Annotated in this window: 1 protein-coding gene; it reads right to left on the reverse strand. The window is 62.4% G+C overall.

Annotated features, from left to right (window positions below; translation table 11 throughout):
- Nucleotides 1-4: 4 nt before the first annotated feature.
- A complete protein-coding gene (locus tag AS9A_RS19470; protein ID WP_148262513.1) occupies nt 5-22,156 on the reverse strand; it encodes a non-ribosomal peptide synthase/polyketide synthase in 22,152 nt (7,383 codons plus the stop codon).
- Between the last annotated feature and the right edge of the window lie 264 nt (nt 22,157-22,420).

A 22,420-nucleotide genomic window follows, 5' to 3' on the forward strand; every position in this document is an offset into this window, starting at 1 on the left:
CGGATCAGTCTCCCTGCTGCAGGTAACGGCGCAGGATTGGCCCAATCACGGCCAGCGCGTCGGGCTCCACCATCCGCTGATGCCGGACAGGCACATCGTAGACAGTCATCGCCGGCAGGTTCTCTTCCCACTCCTGCGGTGTCCGCACTTTCCCGGCCGGATCGACAGTGTTGTCGGCCGCGAAGAACACTGTCTCACCAGCGAAGTCATGCGGCGTGAAGGAGCGCATGATGCGGGCGGCGTCAGCGAACCCGTTGTGTATCCGCTCCATGTACGCACCGGTGAGTCCGGTCGGCTGCCCGAACTCGGCGTCGATCAGCCCGACAGCGGACTCATAACTCAGTTCGGTGCCTTCAGGAACTTCCACGCCGAAGCTTCTGATGAGCTCAGCCATGTCAGGCACATCGGTATCTGCGGCCACGTAGCTGTCGAGCATCGCGAGCACACCGACCTCGTCTCCATCGCTGCGGAGCTGAGCCGCCATCTCCTGTGCGATCACACCGCCGAGCGACCAGCCGAGAAGATGGTATGGCCCTTCCGGAGCCAGTGTGCGGATGTGATCGATGTATGTTGCCGCGAGTTCCTCAATGGATTGGGCAGGCTCCGCACCCGTGAGTGAAGGCAACTGCAGCCCGTAAACCGGGTGCTCCTCCGGGATGTGCTGCGTCAGGCCGGTGTATGCCCATGACAGTCCCACACCAGGATGCACGCAGAAGACCGGCGCTTTCCGGCCGTTCTGTCGCAGCCTGATGACGGGGGCAAGAAGCTGGCCGGCAAGCTCGCTCGGTGCGTCGTCCGGGTGTGAGAGTCGGTCAGCTAGCCCCGCTGGGGTCGGGTTGAGGAATACCGCCTGAAGCCGGACCGACCGTCCCGTTTCCTTCTCCAACTCCGAGACCACGCGGGTGACACTCAGCGAATTTCCACCGAGGTCGAAGAAGCTGTCGTGGACGCTGATCTGGTCGACTCCAAGCACGCGAGCGAAGACAGCGACGACAGCCGCTTCATTGTCGTTGCGCGGACCGACGAACTCCTTCTTCAACCCGGCGAGGTCCGGCACCGGCAGCGCCTTGCGGTCCAGCTTGCCGACCGGGGTCAGCGGAATCTCGTCGATAAGCATGATCACCGAGGGCACCATGTAGCTAGGGAGGAACTCGCCGAGGTACGCGGCCAGTTCCGCAGGGGTGACCGCGTCACCCTCGTGCGGTACCGCATACGACACCAGGAGAGTTTCACCGGCTGGGCCGCTCACGCCAGCGGTGGTCGCGAAGCTGACGCGCGGGTGGCTCGCCAGCGCCGTATCGATCTCGCCAAGTTCGATGCGCAAGCCCCGGATCTTCACCTGGAAGTCCGAGCGGCCGACGAACTCGAGTTCGGGTTCCCCAGCGCGGTCGATCCAGCGAACCACGTCGCCGGTGCGGTACATCCGCTCACCGGGTGCGCCGAACGGGCTAGCCACGAAACGCTCACTAGTCAGCGCAAACCTGCCGTGATATCCACGCGCAAGAGCAGGGCCTGCGAGATAAAGTTCGCCAGCCACACCGGCAGGCAGCGGTTGCAGCCGGGCATCGAGCACCATCGCGGTGAAGCCGCGAGTAGTAGCGCCGATGGTGACAGCCGCACCAGCCGCCATGGGCGCGGAGATGCTGCTCATGATCGTTGTTTCCGTCGGGCCGTACGCATTCACCATGGCGCGCCCCGGGGCCCACCGCGCAACGAGTTCTGGTGGACACACGTCGCCCGCGACCAGGATCGAACGCAGTGTGCCGACCTCACCTTCGTCGACCGACGCGAGCACTGCAGGGGTAAAGAATGCATGGCTGATCCGCTGCTCACGCAGCAGTTCCGCCATAGGCGCACCGCCATAAACCTCGGGCGGCGCCACCACAAGCGTCGCCCCTCCGCAATAGGCCATCAGCATCTCGAAGATTGACGCATCAAAACTCGGTGACGCTGAATGCAGAACTCGAGATTCATGTGTGACCTGCAAATGATCGCGTTCTTCAGCCGCCAGGCTGGCCAGGCCGCGGTGCGTCACCGCCACGCCCTTCGGTTTACCTGTCGAACCTGACGTGTAGATCAGGTAAGCCGGGTTCGCCAAATGAAGCGGCCTGATGCGCTCGCTGTCGAGGACCGGCGTTGTGGCTTCCCGTCCCACGAGCCCAGCGAGGGTTTGGCTATCGAGCTCCAGCCACGGCAGCAGATCGGGCAGGGCGTGCTTGTGCGCGGAAACCGTCAGCCCCGCTACGGCACCTGAATCGGTGAGCATGTGCTCGATACGTTCCGACGGGTAGTTCGGATCCACGGGCACGAACGCGGCACCAGTCTTCGCTACCGCCCAGACAGCGAGCACGGATTCGATCGAGCGTGAAAGCCCCAGCGCGACTACACGCTCCGGGCCTGCACCCTGTGCGATCAGCACGCGGGCGAGCTGGCTAGACCGTTCGTCAAGCTCACGGTAGGACAGTGATGTATTCCCGAAGACCAGCGCTGGAGCATCCGGATTCTGGGTCGCGGCATCGTTGAGCAGGTCTGACAACAGTCGCGGGGTAAGCCCTTCAGGTCCACGCACTGGAGCGAAGCGCTCTCGTTCGCGTTCACTCAGCAGTCCGATCTCCCCCACCTTGACGGAGGGAGCAGCCGCGACTGCGGTCAGAATCTGCAGATACCGGTCGGCGAACTTGGCTACCGTTCCAGCGTCGAAAATGTCGGTGGCGTAGGTGAAGGCCGCCTCGAGATCGGTGTGAGCGCCGGTGGCTGAGCCGTCTCCACCGAGAATGAGTTCCAGATCGTACTTGGCGATCGATGTTTCGAAATCGAGGGCCTCAAGGTGCAGACCCTCGAGTTCAATGCTCGGCCGTGAGATGTTCTGGAATTCGATCGTCGCCTGGAACAACGGTGAGTGCGCCGTTGAGCGCTCCGGGTTCAGGACCTCGACGAGCTGCTCAAATGGAACATCCGCGTGACCGAATGCGGCAAGGTCGGTCTCTCGGGCATGGGCGAGCAGTTCGGCGAAAGTCTCTCCGCTGTCCACTTCGGTCCTCAGGACCAAAGTGTTGACAAACATGCCGACGAGATCGTCGAGGGCAGCTTCACCACGTCCGGCGATCGGTGTACCTATCGCGATGTCGTTCATCCCGGAAAGGCGCGAAAGGAGCACAGCGAGAGCCGAATGCAGGACCATGAACAGCGTCGCACCTTGTTGGCGCGCCACCTGCTCGAGTTGTGCGTGCAATTCCGCTGGGATGACAAACCGCACGTCCGCGCCGCGCATCGACTGCTGCGCGGGTCGGTGCCGGTCGGTGGGGAGCTCGAGTAGATCTGGAAGTCCCGTTAGCGACCTCTTCCAGTAGTCGATCTGAGTTGCGGCGAGACTGGCCGGATCAGTTTCGTCGCCGAGCAGGTCACGCTGCCACAGCGTGTAGTCCGCGTACTGGACCTTAAGCGGCGCCCAGTTCGGTGCCGCACCTGCTTTACGCGCGTGGTACGCCGTGACCACGTCCTTCGCGAGCGGCCCCATCGAGAACCCGTCCGCTGAAATGTGGTGCACGACAACGAGCAGCACATGCTGCGTATCGGTGAGACGGAACAACCGCGCACGCAATGGCACCTCAGCGGCCACATCAAACCCTGCCGCAGCGAGACGCACAATCCGCTGCCGCAGTTCCGTTTCGTCGCGTACTTGCTGGGGCGCAAGATCCGGAACGACGTGGTCTGCTGGCACCACCACCTGTGAAGGACCGTCGGCGCTGTCAGGGAAAACGGTACGCAGCGCTTCATGCCGTCCAATGACATCCCGCAGCGCCATCTCGAGCGCAGGCACACTCAACGTACCTGTGAGACGGACCGCGAGCGGAACATTGTATGCAGGTGATGCCGTGTCGAACTGGTTGATGAACCACATCCGCTGCTGCGCAAGCGAAACCGGGACATGCTCGGGCCGTGGGCGTGGTTCCAGGGCAGGCCGTGGTCCGCCGGGAGTTCCGGCGGCTTCCGCGCGTGCCGCAAGTTGATCTACCGATGGTGCATCGAACAGTTCGCGGACACCAAGGGACGTGCCGAGCGCCTCGTTGACCCGCGCGATAACTCGCGTGGCCACCAGCGAGTTTCCGCCAAGATCGAAGAAGCTCGCCGTCACGCTGACGCGGTCCGTGCCTAGCACTTCAGCGAAGACCCCAGCAACGATCTCCTCCACTACGTTGCGCGGGGGAACGTATTCCGGTTCCGGCAGCGCAACGTCAGGTGAGGGCAGCGCCGTGCGGTCGAGTTTGCCGACCGGCGTGCGCGGCACTTCGTCGATAGGAATGATCGCCGACGGGACCATGTGTGAAGGGAGCGACTGCCCCAGGAACTTCGTCACGTCCGCGGTGTCGATTCGCGCACCCTCGTTGGGTTGCACGTAAGAAACCAGCATCGCCTGACCATTCGGCCCCGTGTGGCCGATCGTCGCGGCAAATCCGATTGCCGGGTGGGAACGCAGCGCGGCGTCGATTTCCCCCAACTCGATGCGGAAGCCACGAATCTTCACCTGGAAGTCCGAGCGACCCACGTAATCGATCTGCAATCCAGTGGACGTGCGGACCCAGCGCACAACGTCACCTGTCCGGTACATCCGGCCCCCGGGCGCGCCGAACGGATTAGCGATGAACCGCTCCGCGGTAAGCCCCCGACGCTCGTGATACCCGCGTGTGAGCCCCTCACCTGAAACGTACAGTTCCCCGGACACGCCGACCGGTACGGGCTGCAACCTGGAATCGAGCACTACCGCGTGAGTGCCCCGGATTGGACCACCGATGAGTACGGGATCGCCCGCAGCAGCGGGCGGACTGATTGTGACCATGATCGTTGTCTCGGTCGGCCCGTACCCGTTGTATAGGTTCCGGCCCGGCGCCCAGACGTTGATGAGGTCGCTGGGTACGGGCTCGCCACCGACGCTGACATTCGAGAAGTGTTCGAGGCCTTCCGGATCCATCGAGCCGAGCGCGAGCGGAGTGATGAACGCGTGCGTGACCTTCTTGCTGCGGATGATCTCAGCCAATTCACTGCCGCCGTACACCGTGGGCGGGATGATCACCATCGTCGCGGCACTTCCGAACGCCTGCAGCAGTTCAAGCACTGACGCGTCGAAACTTGGCGACGAGAAATGCATAACTCGCGCTTCCCTGCTGACCTGGAAATGCTCACGAGCCTCGATAGCGAAGTTCTCGAGGCCACGATGCGTCGACACGACGCCCTTGGGCTTGCCTGTCGAACCTGACGTGTAGATGACGTACGCGGCAGTATCAAGCGTGACCGCCGAAGCCCGTTCCGCTTGAGTCACCGGAGCGTCAGATCGCGCGGCGATGTCGTCAAGGCAGTCGGAGTCGTCGATGACGAGCCACGACACGTCGGAGGGAAGGCTGCTTGCGTGCGAACGCGTCGTCAGCCCCAGCACCACCCCCGAATCTGTGAGCATGTGCTCGATGCGGTCAGCCGGGTAAGTCGGGTCGATCGGCACATACGCACCGCCAGACTTCGTCACCCCCCAAATACCGAGTATGGATTCCAGTGACCGTGCAATACCCAGTGCGACGAACGTCTCCGGACCAACTCCGCGCTCGATGAGTACACGGGCGAGTTGATTGGAAAGCCGGTCGAGTTCGCGATAGGTGATTTCCCTGTCACCGTCGATGACCGCAACACCGTCAGGGTTCTGCGTCACCGCGTCAGCTAGGAGTTCCGGCAGCGGCAGAACCGTACGCCCTGGATCACCGTGCACCGGGGCGAGGTCCTGCTTCTCGGATGCATCGAGCACCGTCAGTTGCGCGTATCGGCGTTCGGGGTGCGCTCCAATGTCGCGCAGCAGCTGCGCGTACCGGCTGATCATCGCCGTCATGTCGGCAACGCCGAACATCGACGGGAAGTACTTGAGCTTCACATGTAGCGCATCGTCTGTGTGCGCAACAAGGGTCACCGGATAATGCGCCGCGTCGGCACCGTCGAGGGCAGTGATCCGCATACCTGCGAAATCGGTGTCTGCGGTCGCGCCGGCAACGTCCACTGGATACGACTCAAACACTGCAAGTGTGTCGAACGTGGACCCTGCGCCGACGACCCGCTGAATATCAGCAAGCTGAACGTAATGGTGATCGAGCAGTTCAGCCTGCTCTCCCTGGACACGCACGAGCAGTTCAGCGAGCGTCTCCCGGCTATCGAGCCGGATGCGCACGGGCAGCGTGTTGATGAACAAACCCACCATTTGTTCGACACCGCTGATGGTAGGCGGACGGCCCGAGACGGTCGTCCCGAAAACCACGTCGTCACGCGACGTCATCGTGGCCAGCAGGATTCCCCATGCCGTCTGGATGAGAGTGTTCAGCGTGACGCCAAGATCGCGCGCAAGGACGGTCAGCTGCTCGGTTTCGGCCTTGGTGAAATCCGCGACAATGTCGGTGGACGTCACGTCCATCTGCCTGGCCCGATCGAGCGGCGCGATTGTCGTCGGTTCTTCCACACCGGCCAAGGCGCCCGCCCAGGCCTTCAGTGATTCTTGCGGGTTCTGCTGCTGCAGCCACGCCAGGTAATCGCGATACGAGCGGGACGGCGGCAGCGCAGATCCATCACCGTTCATCACGTACAGCGTGATGAGCTCTCGCAGCACCAGCGGCGTGGACCAGCCGTCGAGCAAGATGTGGTGGTTCGTGATGACGAAGCGATACTCGCCCGCTCCCAGGCTGACAAGCATGAACCTGATGAGCGGCGCCTCGCCCATGTCGAATTGCTGCTCTTGGTCGGCTGTCAGAAGCTGCTGCAGCGCGCCGTCGAGGTCGCTCTCCCCACTGAGATCTGTCGCCGCGAACGGCACCTGCAGGTCATCAACCACCACCTGCACTGGATTTCCTGCACTATCCGCAGCGAATGCCACGCGCAGGTTGGGGTGCCGGTTAATCAGCGCTTGAGCCGATCGACGCATCCGTTCCGCGTCGACGACTCCCTTGAGGTGCAGCACAAGTTGCACCATGTAGGCGTCCACCGATTGCTCGGCAAGCACCGCATGGAAAAGCAGGCCGGACTGCAGGGGCGAGAGTGGCCACACATCATCGATGCCGTGGAAACGCGTTTCCAGCCTGTCAATCGTGTTCTGATCAACGTTGACGAGTTCCAGATCTGACGGGGTGAACCCGCCAGCGTGCGGCTGCGCGGCGTGATTAGCGATCGCGGTGAGAGCGTCGCTCCATAGGCCAGCGAACTCGTCGACTTCCTCATGGGTGAGAAGACCCGTCGGGAAGCCGATCGTCGCGCGCAACACGGGGCCGTCTGCGGTCGCTGCTGTCACGGCGTTGATGTCGAGCGCGGCCATCGCGGCCATGTCTGGGTTCTGGGTGGCCGCGAGGTTTGATGTGTCCTCATCGTCGCCTACCGGCATCCAGCCGAGGGACCGAAGATCTTCCGGAAGGTCGCTCGTAGTGAAGCGGCCAAGATAGTTGAAGCTCACTTGGGGTCGCCGCAGCCTTCGCAGGTCTTCCGCCACTGCGGGGCTCAAGTACCGCAGTTGTCCGTAACCGATCCCCCGGTCCGGAATCGAGCGGAGCACCTCTTTGACCGCTTTAACCGCGGCACCGGCTGCTTCGCCGCCCGCAAACGCATCGTCAACCTCCGCGGCACTAAAGCTTCCGGAGCTTCCCGTGCCCCCGAGATCCAGGCGGACCGGGAAGATCGTGGTGAACCAGCCAACCGTCCGTGAGAGGTCGGCGCCTGGAACTGCTTCTTCTTCGCGGCCATGGCCTTCGAGACTGATCAGAGGCGCTGATGCGCCTTTCCATTTCGCCAGGGCCAGCGCCAGCCCGGCGAGCAGACCGTCGTTGACACCACCATGGAAGACTTCCGGCACACGGGTCAGCAACTGGTCCGTGACCACAGTGGGCAGTTCTACCGTTATGCGCGCAACGGTCTCGTTGGTGTCAACCTGCGGATCGAACTCGCGTGAACCGATGAGAGCGTCCTCACCGCTGAGGAAGCGCTGCCACAGTGCGAATTCTGTTTCGCGTGCGCTGGCAAATTCTTTCAGCCCATGCGCCCAGCGGCGGAAAGAGGTCCCAACCGGGGCAAGTTGTGGCTCCTGACCCGACGCGATCTGACTCCATGCGGTTGCGAGATCAGGGACGAGGACGCGCCACGACACACCGTCCACGGCGATATGGTGGATGGCCAACAGGATCCGGCCCGAGACACCGGCGCCCCCATCCAGCCACACCGCTTGCAGCATCACGCCCGCATCGGGGTCGAGCCGGTCCGCAGCGGAATCCAGGGCCGCCTCTGCCGCTCTAGTGAACTCAGGTGTTCCCGGTCCATGGTCCACGTGGACTCTGCTCACCAGCGCGGACGCATCCACGGAACCCGGCGCACCGACGCTCAGCTCCGAACCTGTGAGTCGCGCGCGCAACAGGTCGTGCCGATCGATGACCGCTTGCAGTGTGCGCGAAATCCCCGTTTCGTCGATGTTCGAGGGGAGGGTGAGCAGCGCAACCTGCGCATAACGGTTGTAGTTGCCGCCGCGTTCCCGCATCCACTCCATCACCGGTGTCAGTGGGAGCCTGCCCACGCCACCGCCAGGAAGTTCGAGGAGCGATATGTGTTCAGCCTCACCGACGACCGTGGCGATCTGAGCGAGCGCAGCGACAGTCTTGAGGTTGAACACATCACGCGGCGACACCTGGATGCCCGCTGCTTTGGCCCTCGTAACGAGCTGGATGGACATGATCGAGTCGCCGCCCAGGGCGAAGAACGAGTCATCGACGCCCACCGACGGCAATCCCAGAACCTCAGCGAACACCGCCGCGAGTTTCTCTTCGACCGGAGTGGACGGCTCACGCCCCTCCTGGACAAGCGCGCCGAAGTCCGGTGCTGGTAACGCACGCCGATCGAGTTTGCCGTTGGCGGTCAGCGGGAACGCATCGAGCACAACCACTGCCGACGGCACCATGTGTGCGGCGAGTGCGTCACCAAGTGCATCAAGGATTGCAGCGGGGGTCAGGTAACTGCCCGACTCGGGAACCACGTAGCCCACGAGTCGTTCTGATCCCGGCCCGGAATCAGAGCGCATGAGTACCACTGACTGAGCGACACCGGGGTATCGCAGCAGTTCCGCTTCAATCTCACCCAGTTCGATTCGGAAGCCGCGCAGCTGCACCTGGAAATCCGAGCGGCCCAGATACTCAAGCTGCCCGTCCCGGTTCCAGCGGGCCAAGTCACCAGAGCGGTACATGACTGCTCCAGGTTCGCCGTGCGGATCCGCGACGAACCGGCTCGCCGTCAAGTCTGGGCGACCGAGGTATCCACGGGACAGCTGCGGACCCGAAACGTACATTTCCCCGATCGTCCCCGGTGGCACGGGCCGCAACCGCTCGTCGAGCACCGCCACGCGAAGCCCTGGCAAGGCCTGGCCGATCACGGAGGCCGATGCGCTGGCCGCGAACTCCCGATCAAGTTCGAGATAACTGACATGCACGGTAGTTTCCGTGATGCCGTACATGTTGACCAGCCGCGGAGCATCGTCGGCATGGCGTGTGTACCACCGATCGAGCTGCCCCAGGTCGAGCGCCTCACCACCAAAAATGATGTGGCGGAGCGCAAGAGAGCTGCCTTCAGAACCGGAGAGACGTTCGGCTTCAGCGAGCTGGTAGAACGCAGACGGCGTCTGGTTGAGAACCGTGACGCGTTCCCGCCGAAGGAGTTCGAGGAACTGTTCGGGGTTGCGAGCGGTGAAGTAATCGACAACAACCAGCTTGCCGCCGTAGAGCAAGGGGCCCCAAAGTTCCCACACGGAGAAGTCGAACGCATACGAATGGAACATCGTCCACACGTCGTCCTCGGAAAAGCCGAACTTCTCGTCAGTGTTCGCCATCAGCGTCATGACTGTACGGTGCGGAACCGCGACGCCCTTGGGCTTTCCTGTCGACCCCGAAGTGTAGATGACGTACGCGACGTTATCCCAGCTCAGTGCAGCGATCCGGTCAGCGTCCGTGATTGGTTCAGCACTGTAGCCGGAAACCTCAGCGTCAGCATAAATGACTGGCGCTGAGGTCGATGGCAGGAGAACTTCGTCCCGCGCGGTGGTCAGCACGGCAACGGGCGCGCCGTCGGAGAGCATGAACTCGATGCGGTCCGCGGGATACGTCAGATCCACCGGCAAATAACCAGCACCGGACTTGATCACGGCTAGCAGCGCGACAATCAGTTGTTCGTCCCGCGGCACAGCCACAGCAACCAACTTTTCGGGTCCCGCGCCCGCCTCGATCAGACGGCGTGCCAGCCGGTTCGAGCGCTCGTCTAGCTCGCGGTACGTCAGGGTACGCAATCCGTCCGCTGCAGCGAATGTCACAGCTGGACGGTCGGCGAACTCCGCCGCCCGCTCCCGGAAGCGCACAGCCAGGCTCGCTTGCTCCACGTCCGCGCCAGGGTGGTTCCAGGCGGTGAGCATCTGCTGCTGTTCCGCCTCGGAGAGCAGCGCGATGTCACCGACGGAAATGACGGGTGTCGCAGCTACAGCGCGGAGAATGCGCAGGAAGCGTTCCCCGAATGTCCGCACCGTGGCTTCATCGAAAAGATCTGTGGCGTAAATAAAGCCGACGTGAATGCCAGCAGGATTGCCCGAACCGTCGCGTTCCTCACGCACAGACAGCTGCAAATCGAACTTCGAGATGTGATCCTCGAATTCGACGGCGCTCACTGTCAGTTCAGGCAGTTCGAGCGAGGCCTCCGGGTTGTTCTGGAATTCCAGAAGAACTTGGAAGAGCGGCGCGTGCGACGTCGATCGCTCCGGACGAAGCACCTCGACGAGACGTTCGAAGGCGATATCCGCGTGAGTGAATGCCCCAAGGTCTGTTTCGCGGATCGCGGCAAGAATGTCATCGAACGTGGCATCCTGGTCGATCTCGGTCCGCAACACAAGCGTGTTCACGAACATTCCCACCACTGGGTCGAGCGCGGCCTCACCACGGCCCGCAATCGGTGTGCCGATAGCGATGTCGTCCTTACCTGACAGGCGAGCAACCAGCACTGCAAGTGCGGCGTGCATCACCATGAACATCGTCGAGTTCAGCTCGCGCGCAAGCACCGTGAGCTGCCGGTGCAGGTCTGCATCGACGCCGAAGCGCACCAGACCGCCGCGCTGCGACGCCGTGACCGGGCGTGGCCGATCAGCCGGTAGGTCGACCACATCTGGCAAGCCTGCCAGCGTAGCTTTCCAGTACTCCAACTGGCGCGCAGAGACTGATTCCGGATCAGATTCCTCGCCGAGCAGCTCCCGCTGCCAGAGCGCGAAATCCGCGTACTGCACGGGAAGCGGAGCCCACTCGGGCTCCTGCCCCAGCAGCCTCGCTGAGTACGCAACCATGACGTCAGCCGCTAGCGGAGCCATCGAGAACCCGTCAGCTGCGATGTGATGCACAACGATAACGAGCACGTGCTCGCGGTCGTGCAAACGAAGTAAGCGGGCACGAACCGGTACCGCAGACGTCGCGTCAAATCCGCCGGACACGAAGTCCTGAATCCTCTCGATGAGCTCGGACGCGTCGGCCGGGACCGGTGTCAGGTCGAAATTGACCTCACTGGCCGGAAGGATCACCTGGACAGGACCGTCGAGTGTTTCCGGGAACAATGTCCGCAGCGACTCATGCCGGTCCAGCACGTCGCTGATCGCGCCTTCTAGGGCAGCCAGGTTCAGCCTGCCGGAAAGCCGGATCGCCATCGGTACGTTGTACGCCGGTGAGTCCGGATCGAACTGGTTGATGAACCACATGCGCTGCTGGGCAGGCGAAAGCGGGATTCGCGCAGGCCGTTCCGATTGGGTCCGTGCGCGGAGCTCGGGCCGGTCAGCCCCGCGCGCCCCGTACTGTTCGATTCGAGCGGCAAGCGACTCGACCGTGGGCGCTTCGAACAGATCCCGGACTCCGATGTGCGAACCGAACGCCGCGTTCGCTCGCGCGACCAGTCGCGTCGCGACAAGCGAATTGCCACCAACGTCAAAGAAGTTCTCACCCACGCTGATGCGTGTCAGGCCGAGCACGTCGGTGAAGATGCCCGCGAGGATCTCCTCTACGGGGTTCGACGGCGCCCGGAACTCGGACGCGGCGAAGCTGAAGTCGGGCTCCGGCAGCGCATTGCGGTCAAGTTTGCCGGTGACCGCTAGCGGGATCTCGTTGATGACCATGATGACTGAAGGCACCATGTACGCGGGCAGGAAGGCCGCAATGTGATCGGTCAGCTCTTTAGAGCTCGCGACATGTCCCGGCGCCTCGCGCACATAGGACACGAGAACGGTTGCGCCAGACGGACCCGTCTTTCCGAGAGTCGCGGCGAAGTCGATTGATGGATGGCTGTTCAGGGCCGCATCGATCTCGCCGAGTTCGATGCGGAAACCGCGCACCTTCACCTGGAAGTCGGAACGCCCGAGATATTCCAGCTGATAGTCATCGGACCACCGCACGACATCACCGGTACGGTACATCCGATCACCCGGCTCACCATACGGGTTGGCAACGAATCGGTTCGCCGTCAAACCGAAGCGATCGTGATATCCGCGCGCAAGCCCCAGACCCGAGATGTAAAGCTCTCCGGAAATCCCCTTCGGCACTGGCTGGAGGCGCTGGTCGAGAACGACAGCGGTGACTCCGTTGAACAACTTGCCGATTCGCACCGGTTCGCCCGGTGTCATCGGGTCGCTCATCGTCGCGACGATCGTCGCCTCTGTCGGTCCGTAGCCGTTGAACAAACGACGCCCGCCAGCCCAGTGGTCCACGACGTCGGGTGGAACCGCCTCGCCACCAACGACGACGAACTGGAAATGCTCCACTTGGTCGCGATCAACCGAGGCGAGGCCGAGCGGGGTAATAAATCCATGGGTGACTCGGTGGTCACGAATGACCGCGGTTAATTCTTCGCCGCCGTACACATTGGGCGGCACGAGCACGATCGATGCTCCGGCTCCGAACGCCATCAGCACTTCGAGCAGCGACGCGTCGAAGCTCGGTGACGCGAACGAAAGAACACGCGAGTCCTTCGTCACCGAGGGGTGCGCCACCATCGCCGGGGTGAAGTTGTCGAGGCCCGTGTGCGGGACAACGACGCCCTTCGGTTTACCGGTTGAACCTGACGTGTAAATCAGGTACGCGGAGTTCTCTAACCGCAGCGTTTCACGCCGGTCGGCATCCGTGACGGGCGCCGCGGAGGTTTGCTGAACGCGCGCGCGGAACTCAGGCGAATCGAGATAGCTCCAGGGTACGAGTTGGGGCAGTGCCTCGGAATGCATTTGGGTGCTCAGCCCGACAATCGCTCCCGAATCGCTGAGCATGTGCTCAATGCGCTCAGTGGGATAGGTCGGGTCAACGGGAACGAACGCCCCGCCCGCTTTCGTTACGGCCCACAGCGAGATCAGCCATTCGAATGAGCGGGAAAAGCCAAGCGCAACGAACTTCTCAGGTCCGACACCCTCTTCGATCAGAATCCGCGCGATCCTGTTCGACTGTTCGTCTAGTTCCCGGTACGTGAGCTGGTTGTCACCGTCGATTACTGCCGGGGCGTCATAGTCGCGGATCCCCATCGTCAAGAGGTCCGGAAGGACTTCCAGCCGATTTCCGGGACCCCCGCTGACTGAGGTGATGTCAGCCCGCTCGGCGTCGTCCATGATGCTGATCCGGCTGACCGGCATCTCTGGCTGCGCAACCACACCTTCGAGTAGCAGCACAAACCGCTTGATGAACGTCCGGATCGTCGTACCGTCGAAAAGGTCGGTAGCGTACCGGATCGCTGCCGCCATCCCGCCCGTCTCGGCATCGCGACTGATCTCTGACATCACGAACTGCAGATCGAAGTTCGCGATGTCGATATCGATGTCGAGTGGCTCGACTGTCAGTCCCGGCAGTTCGAGCCGTGGTTTCTCGTTGTTCTGGAACTCGAGCATCACCTGGAACAGCGGTGAATGTGCCTGCGAACGTTGCGGATTGAGAACTTCGACCAGTCGCTCAAACGGCAAGTCGGACTGCCCGAACGCGACTAGATCGAATGACCGGACGTCCTTCAGCAGGTCCGTGAACGACCTGTCTGGGTCCACCTGTGCGCGGAGTACCAGCGTGTTGACGAACATGCCGACAAGGTCGTCGAGTTCCGCTTCGCCGCGGCCAGCGATGGGTGTGCCGACAGGGATGTCCGTAGACCCCGTGAGCCGCGCCAACAGCAGCGCAATTGACGCATGCATGACCATGAACACACTGGTGTTGTTTACCCGGGCGAGGTCGGCGAGCCGCGCGTGGAGATCCGCATTGATCGCGAACTCTTCGACAGCCCCGCGCAGCGATTGCACGGCTGGACGCGGGCGATCGGAAGGAAGCTCCAGAGCCTCGGGGACGCCTGCTAACGCCTTCCGCCAGAACTCGAGCTGGGCATGCGCCAGCGAGTCCGGGTCGTCTTCCTCTCCGAGGAGTTCACGCTGCCATAGCGCGTAGTCGGCGTACTGAACAGCAAGTGGCGACCAGTCAGGCTCGGCCCCGTTCGCTCGTGACGTGTAGGCGATGACGACGTCACGCGCTAACGGCGCAAGGGAAAATCCATCCGAGGCGATATGGTGCGCGACCACGAGCAGAACGAAATCTGTGGACGAAAGCTCAAAGAGCTTAGCGCGCAGCGGTACTGCCGTGGCAACGTCAAAACCAGCGAAGGCACACTCTGCGAGCACCTCGCGCAATTGGGCTTCCCCGGCAACCTTCTGCGGTGTCAGGTCGATCAGCACGTCAGCGGTGGGCACCACCACCTGGATGGGCCCATTTTGCGTCGCAGGGTAGACCGTGCGCAGCGACTCGTGGCGTTCGACGACGTCACGCAAGGCCTGCTCTAGCGCAACCCGATCCACGGCACCAGTCAGCCGGATCGGCATCGGTACGTTGTACGCCGCTGACGCGGTATCGAACTGGTTGATAAACCACATACGTTGCTGCGCAAGCGATACTGGCACGATCTCCGGCCGCGCCACTGCGACCAGCGGTGGCCGCCCACGGCCTTTCGCGGTTTCGCTGCGGTATGCGAGCGCCGCGACGGAGGGGGCGTCGAAGAGGTCACGCACACCAATATCAGTGCCGAGCGCCGCGTTGATCCGGGCGACCAACCGTGCTGCCACCAGCGAGTTACCGCCGAGGTCGAAGAAGCTCTCGTTGACGCTTACGCGTTCAGTTCCGAGCAGTTCGGCGAAGATCTCCGCGATGATCTGCTCAACTGGGGTACGCGGGGCGACAAAGTCACCAATGACCGATACGAGGTCGGGAACAGGGAGCGCCTTACGGTCGAGTTTCCCAGTCGCGCCAAGGGGGAATTCGTCAAGGACCACAAACTGCGCGGGCACCATGTAGCTCGGCAGCGCTGAAGCCACCGCCTTCGTGAGCTGATCCGTATCAGGTTCTGAGCCCGCTGCGCCCACGAGGTACGCGATGAGCCGGTCACCGGTGTGCCTGTCCTGGTGGACGACGACGGCAGCCTGCGTCACCTCCGTCTGTTCAAGGAGAACCGACTCGATTTCCGGCAGCTCAATCCGCAGGCCGCGCAGCTTAACCTGGAAATCTGTGCGACCGATGTAATCGAGTTCGAGACCACCGTTCGGCGTTGCCCTCCAACGGACAAGGTCGCCAGTGCGGTACATGCGTGCCCCGGACCCCGAAAACGGATTCGCGACGAACCGGTCAGCGGTCAGATCACCTCGCGTGATGTACCCACGGGCGAGTTGAGTTCCAGCGAGATAAAGCTCGCCTGGGACTCCCATCGGCACTGGCCGCAGCGCAGAATCAAGAACGAATACCTGCGTATTCCATACCGGCGCCCCGATCGGTACCGACACCGTGTCAGCGTCGCTGTACTCGTGGTAGGTGACGTCGACGGCCGCTTCCGTCGGGCCGTACAAGTTGTGAACTTCCGCGCTAGTCAATGCACGGAAATCGTTCACCACAGCAGGCGGCAGCGCCTCACCACTGCAGAACACCTTCGTCAGTGATCGCAGCGCTTCTGCTTGCCTCCGGTCTGACGCGGCGGCGAACGTCGCCAGCATAGACGGCACAAAATGCAGCACGCTGACCTGAGAGTTCTGAATAAGGCTGGCAAGATAGGCAGGGTCGCGGTGCCCATCGGGCTTTGCTATTACGAGACGCGCTCCGGTCTGCAGCGGCCAGAAGAACTCCCACACAGACACATCGAAGGTGTACGGAGTCTTCTGCAGAACGACGTCATCATTGCTCAGACGATATTCGGCCTGCATCCAGATAAGCCGGTTCACGATCGCGCGATGTGTGACGGCAACGCCCTTCGGCCGTCCTGTGGATCCGGACGTGAAGATCACATACGCCGTGTGGTCGGGGCGGAGTGCCACGATGCGATCGGACTCGGTCACCGGACTCGAGGAGTAGCGGTGCAGGTTGATCTCCCCGAGCACCAGAACTGGGGCCGTGACCTCGACAGCGAGGTCGTCGTACGACGTGACCAAGACACACGCCGGATCCGCGGTGCGCAGCACGTAGTCATTGCGGTCCACTGGGTGATCTGGATCGACCGGAACGTAGGCAGCGCCCGCAAGAGTTACCGCATACATGCCGACCAGCAGTTCGATCGACCTGTGCATCGACAGCGCGACGGTTGTTTCCGGACCTACTCCGCGTGCGATGAGATAGCGGGCAAGCTGACTGCTCCGTGCTTCGAACTCACGGTAGGTAAGCACGTCCCCTTCGAACTCCAGCGCGATCGCATCTGGTGTGCGTTGCGCCTGCGCAGAAAACAGGTCCGCCAGAGTGACCTCGGGGAGATCTGTGAGCTCGCCACTTCCCGCTGCGGCCAACTGTTCACGTTCTTGAGTATCGAGGAGGCTCACGTTGCCGATGCGAACGGCTGGGTCAGCGCTGACTTGCTCAAGGACACGAACGAACTGGTTGCTGAAGCGCTCGATAGTTTCCGGATCGTAAAGATCCGAAGCGTAGGTGACCGAAGCCTGCATCTCCCGCGGGCGGCCATCCTCGTCGAACTGCTCTGTCAGGATGACCTGGAGGTCAAACTTCGCGGTATCGGTTGCCAGCGGCTTCGCATCGACCTGCAGACCTGGCAGATTGACGCGCACTTCTCCGAGGTTCTGGAACTCGAGCATCACCTGGAAAAGCGGCGGATGCGCGGTAGAACGGTGCGGCTGCAAAGCGTCGACTAGACGCTCGAATGGAACATCCGAATGGCTGAAAGCCCCGATGTCCACGGCACGGGCCTGGGCAAGCAAGCCGGTGAAATCAACATCGGGCTGCACCTCGGTCCGCAGCACGAGCGTGTTGACGAACATCCCGACAAGATCGTCCAGCGCTGCCTCGCCGCGTCCCGCAATCGGCGTGCCCACCGAAATATCTTCGGAGCCCGAGAGCTTGGCCAGCAGCACTGACAGCGCCGAGTGGATCACCATGAACAGAGTCGACCCGGTCGCATGCGCAACGTCGAGCAGCTGGTGGTGCAAGTACGCCGGGACTGTGAACGAGTGTTCCCGACCGCGCAGTGATTGCACCGCTGGGCGTGGGTGATCAAGCGGGAGTTCGAGAACATCGGGCAGGCCCGAAAGCACTTCTTCCCAATATTCGAGCTGCTGAGCGGCAATGCTCTCCGGATCGTCCTCGGATCCGAGGAGCGCACGCTGCCAAAGTGCGTAATCCGCGTACTGGACGGCTAACGGTTCCCAATCGGGCGCGCCCCCGCTGATCCGGCTCGTGTAAGCAACGACAACGTCGCGGGCGAGCGGCTGGAGCGAGAAACCATCGGCGCAGATGTGGTGCACCACGAGGACCAGCGTGTGATCGCCAGCAGAGCACTGGAACAGTCGCGCCCGAAGGGGCAGGTCCCTGGTGACGTCGAACCCCTGAGCTGCGTATTCAGCCACCTCAGCAGCAAGTTCCGTGTCGGATGACACCGGGAAGGGTGTCAGATCTGGAACGGCGTCCGCGACGGGAAGCACAACTTGGTGGGGCCCGTCCTCGGACGTCGGAAAAACAGTACGCAGCGACTCATGGCGCTGCACAACGTCGCTCAGGGCGAGCTGAAGGGCGCCGGTATCCACTGTTCCTTGGAGGCGGACCGACATGGGGACGTTGTACGCGGGCGAAGCGGTGTCGAACTGGTTGATAAACCAGATCCGCTGTTGCGCAAGCGAAAGCGGAATTCGATTCGGGCGTTCCCACGGAACGAGCGCCACGCGCTGTGCAGAACCGTGCTGCTCAACACGCACTGCCAAGGCGCTCGCAGTGGGCGCCTCGAACAGATCACGGACGGTTATATCACTCTGCAGAGCCGCGTTGATCCGCGCGACGGCACGGGTTGCGATGAGTGAGTTGCCGCCAGCGTCGAAGAAGCTGTCGTCGACACCGAGCGTGTCAAGAGACAGGATCTCGGTGAAAACCTGGACGACGATTTCTTCAACTGGATTGGTCGGCGCACGGAATCTGCCTCGAGTACCGGTGCCGAAATCTGGTTCTGGCAGTGCGTTGCGGTCCAGTTTGCCAACCGGATTGAGTGGGATCTCGTCGAGGACCACGATCGCCGACGGAACCATGTAGGACGGCAAGAATTCTTCGAGGTGCCGACTCAGTTCTGACACCTCGACGTCTTCGCCGACCTTGAACTTCACGTAGGAGACCAGGACAGTGTCGCCACTCGGCCCGGGCCGTCCGAGCGTCGCTGCGATGCTGACTGAGGGGTGGGTCTCGAGTAGCGAGTCAATCTCGCCGAGTTCGATTCGGAAGCCACGGACCTTGACCTGGAAATCGGAGCGACCGACATATTCGATGGTCAGGTTTTCGGACCTGGGAGCGTGCGCCCAGCGCGCGAGGTCACCCGTGCGGTACAGCCGCGATCCATTCGGACCGTACGGATCTGCCACGAAACGGGAAGCGGTCAAGGCAGCTCGATCGTGGTAGCCACGGGCCAAGCCCAAGCCGGTTATGTACAGCTCACCAGCAACACCCATGGGAACGGGTTGCAGTCGCGTGTCGAGAATCACCATACGCGTGCCGCGGATCGGTCCCCCGATGGAAATTGGATCGCCTGGCACGAGCGGTTCGCTGATGGCCGTAACGATCGTTGTTTCCGTTGGCCCGTAGATGTTGTGGAACGTGCGGCCGGGGGCCCATTTGGTCAGCAGTTCGCGTGGCAGCGCCTCGCCGCCGACCGCAATCCGCTGAAGGTCTTCCAGGCCTTCCGGCTCCACGGAAGCCAGCGCCATCGGGGTGATGAACGCGTGGGTCACGTGATGGTCATGCAGAATCGCGCGGAGGTCCTCGCCGCCGAATACCGTGGGGGGCACGATCACCATCGTGGCGCTGTTGGCCAGGCTGAAGAGCATCTCGAGCATTGAAGCGTCGAAGCTCGGGGAAGAGAAAGCCATCACCCGGGAAGCCGGCGTCACGGCGTAGGCATCGCGCTGCTCCGCTGCAAAGCTCTCGAGGCCATGGTGAGTAACAGACACGCCCTTCGGTTTGCCCGTCGACCCTGAGGTGTAAATAACGTACGCAATATTGTTGAGTCGCAGCGGCACGACGCGGTCCGCGTCAGTGAGGGGCTCAGCGGAGTACTCGGCAGTCAGTTGCTGGGTGGCGGGCTCGTCGATCACGATCCACTGAATCGTGTCCGGAAGCAGATGGCGCTGGTCGCGCACAGTGATGCCGACCACTGATCCTGAATCCTCGATCATGTGCTCGACGCGGTCCCGCGGATAGTTCGGATCCACTGGTACGAAACCCGCACCCGTCTTTGCGATAGCCCAGGTTGCGAGGACGGATTCGAGCGACCTCGCGACGCCCATCGCGACGAGCTGCTCCGGCTGGGCGGCCGTACGATCGATCAGATGGCGCGCGAGGCGGCTCGACATCTGATCGAGCTCACGATAGGTGAGCTGGCGGTCTCCGGAGATGATGGCGATTCCATCCGGGTTCACTGATGCTGAGCGGGCTAATACGTCTGGCAGCGGCAGGGTGGTTATCGAGTCCGCACCGCTCACCGGCAGAAGCGAAACTTCCTCCGCCGCTGTCAGCATGTCGAGATCACCGACCGGCTGATCGGGGGTTTCGATCGCACGGACGAACAGCTGCACCAGCCGTTTGCCGATCAGTGAAGCACTTTCAGCGGAGGCGACATCGTCGGCATAGCGGATCGTAAGCTGTGGGGTCTCCCCCGCAAGCGAGAAAACAAACTGTAGGTCACAAGCATCGAAATCAGGCTTCAGGGACGTGCCGATGATGCGATCAGTCGCGTCGCCGTTGCCCGTGAACAGGACCTCGTCCACGGCGGCAATAACCGCGTGGCATGGCGCTTTCCGCTCGGAACCACCATCGCTGCCGATGACGCCAGCGATGTCCTTCAGCGAGCCACCGAGCGCACGCGTCACGATGTCACTGGAACTCGCCTGAACGCGGGCAGCAAGGGAACTGACGGATTCCGCCAGATCGATTCCTGCGCGCAGCACAACCGCGGAAGACTCACCCGCTGGTCCAGCAACCGGAACACCGACCGCAACATCACTTGACGAGCTGAGGCGGGCAAGGACAGATGATGTGATCGCACCCAGGACCGCGAGTGGCTGAGCACCCGACCGCTGAGCGACACGCTCAACCCCAGAGCGGATACCCTGCGGCAGCGCGAGGGTCGTTTCGCTGAGCGTGCCACGCCGACCATTAGTTCGGGTTGCCATCCCAGGCAACTCAAGGGAGGTCGGAAGGCCCGAGAGCGCCTCCTGCCAGAACTCCCCGCGCACTCGGGCGCGATGCCGTTCCAGCCCCATGGCGGCAGTCTCGGCATGGACTGTGTCCAGCGCTGCACTCACGTCTGCGGACAGGAACTCCTCGAGGAAAGCCATGAAGCGCTGATGATGTTCGCGCAGCAGGTCATCGTCGTAGAGGTTAGGGTTCGCGCGGAAATCCACGTGCGTACGCACCGGGTTGCCGCGCGGATAGATGTTGACCAGGAGGTCTTCGACTGGCCCAGAGGTGAGGATGGTGAATTCACCAACGATGTCACCAAGAACGATGTTCTGCTCGAATAGCATCGGATTGACGATTGGGCCGAGGAGCCTGCGGGGCGAGTCTCCGAGGCCTATTTCATGCCGAATCTCTTCTACGCTGAACCGCTGGTGACGCAGTGTTCCAAGCTGCTCGGAGTGCACAGACTGCAGCAGGCGTTTTATCGAGTCTGCAGGGTGCACGGAAACCCGGAGCGGGAAGGTATTCGCGAAGGTTCCACCGGAATCGCGCTGTTGCTTGTTGACGCGGCCCAGCATCGGTGAACTGACCGTGACGTCTTCCTCCCCCGTCATCCGGGACAGGTAGACGGCGAATGCACCCACGAGCACAGCCGCGGCAGACACGCCGAATTCTTGATCGGAGTTCTCGAGCCGCTCCGCTGCCTGTGGCGAGAGTGCCGCAGTCTCGAGCTTCGTCCGAGGCAATGCTTGTGCGGTTCCGTCAACGAGACTTGAGACGACGTCACGACCCTGGAGCCGGTCGAGCCAGAAGTCCCGGTCAGCCGCGTAGCGCGCTGAAGACCGGTAGTTCACGTCCGCCTCGTAGAGGCTGTAGAGGTCCGCGAACGGAGCTGGCGCGGGATCGCGGCCTTCCTTCGCGCAGGTATAAAGTTCTGCGGCACGCGTGACCCACCGCGTAGCGGCATAGCCATCAAGGGCGACGTGGTGAATGCGGCCGTACCAGAGGTAGTGCTCGTCGCCGACCTGGAGCAGGGCGCTGATTCCGATTCGGTCGCGCAGCAGGTCTATGGGCGTGGAGTACTCCGCGTGCATCCATTCGAAAGCTGCGGAAAGGGGGTCTGGATGACTCCGGAAGTCGTAGCGCTCGATGTGCTTCTCGGGGCCGAGGGCGACCATCTGCAGTGGTTCACCGTCTTGCTGGAGTATCCGCAGCGCGCCTGAGCCAATCTCACACCGCGCGCGGTCAATCGAGAGGTCAAGCAAGTCCGGGTCAAGGTCGCCGCGCAGTTCGATGTATTGCGCGATGCTGACTGGAATTTCGGGCTCCAATTGCTGCGCAAACCACATGCCGTACTGAGCCTGTGAGAGCGGGAAAGGCTCGCAGGCGCGCGCGTGTCCCGCAAGCCACGATTCTTGATCGTGCTGCGACATGTCGCCCACACTCACCTAGGACCCCCTCCGTTCTCCGAGCTACACGCACTGATGATCTTGCAGAGAGCGTCCCCCTCCACTGCAACTCCCTGCTGTCCATCGCACCAAGCGGACCTCAACTGCGAACTCTCTTCTCCGCTCTGGGGGCGCGTACCACTCTCGCTCAGGATAGTGACTCGTGCCGCCCTCTGAATAAATCGCTGCTCTCGCTCACCGTGTTACCGCCGCCACCTCAGCGGATACAGGCTACTCGCCTGTCAGCAC

Origin of the sequence: Hoyosella subflava DQS3-9A1 (assembly GCF_000214175.1) — a bacterium.
Taxonomy (GTDB): domain Bacteria; phylum Actinomycetota; class Actinomycetes; order Mycobacteriales; family Mycobacteriaceae; genus Hoyosella; species Hoyosella subflava.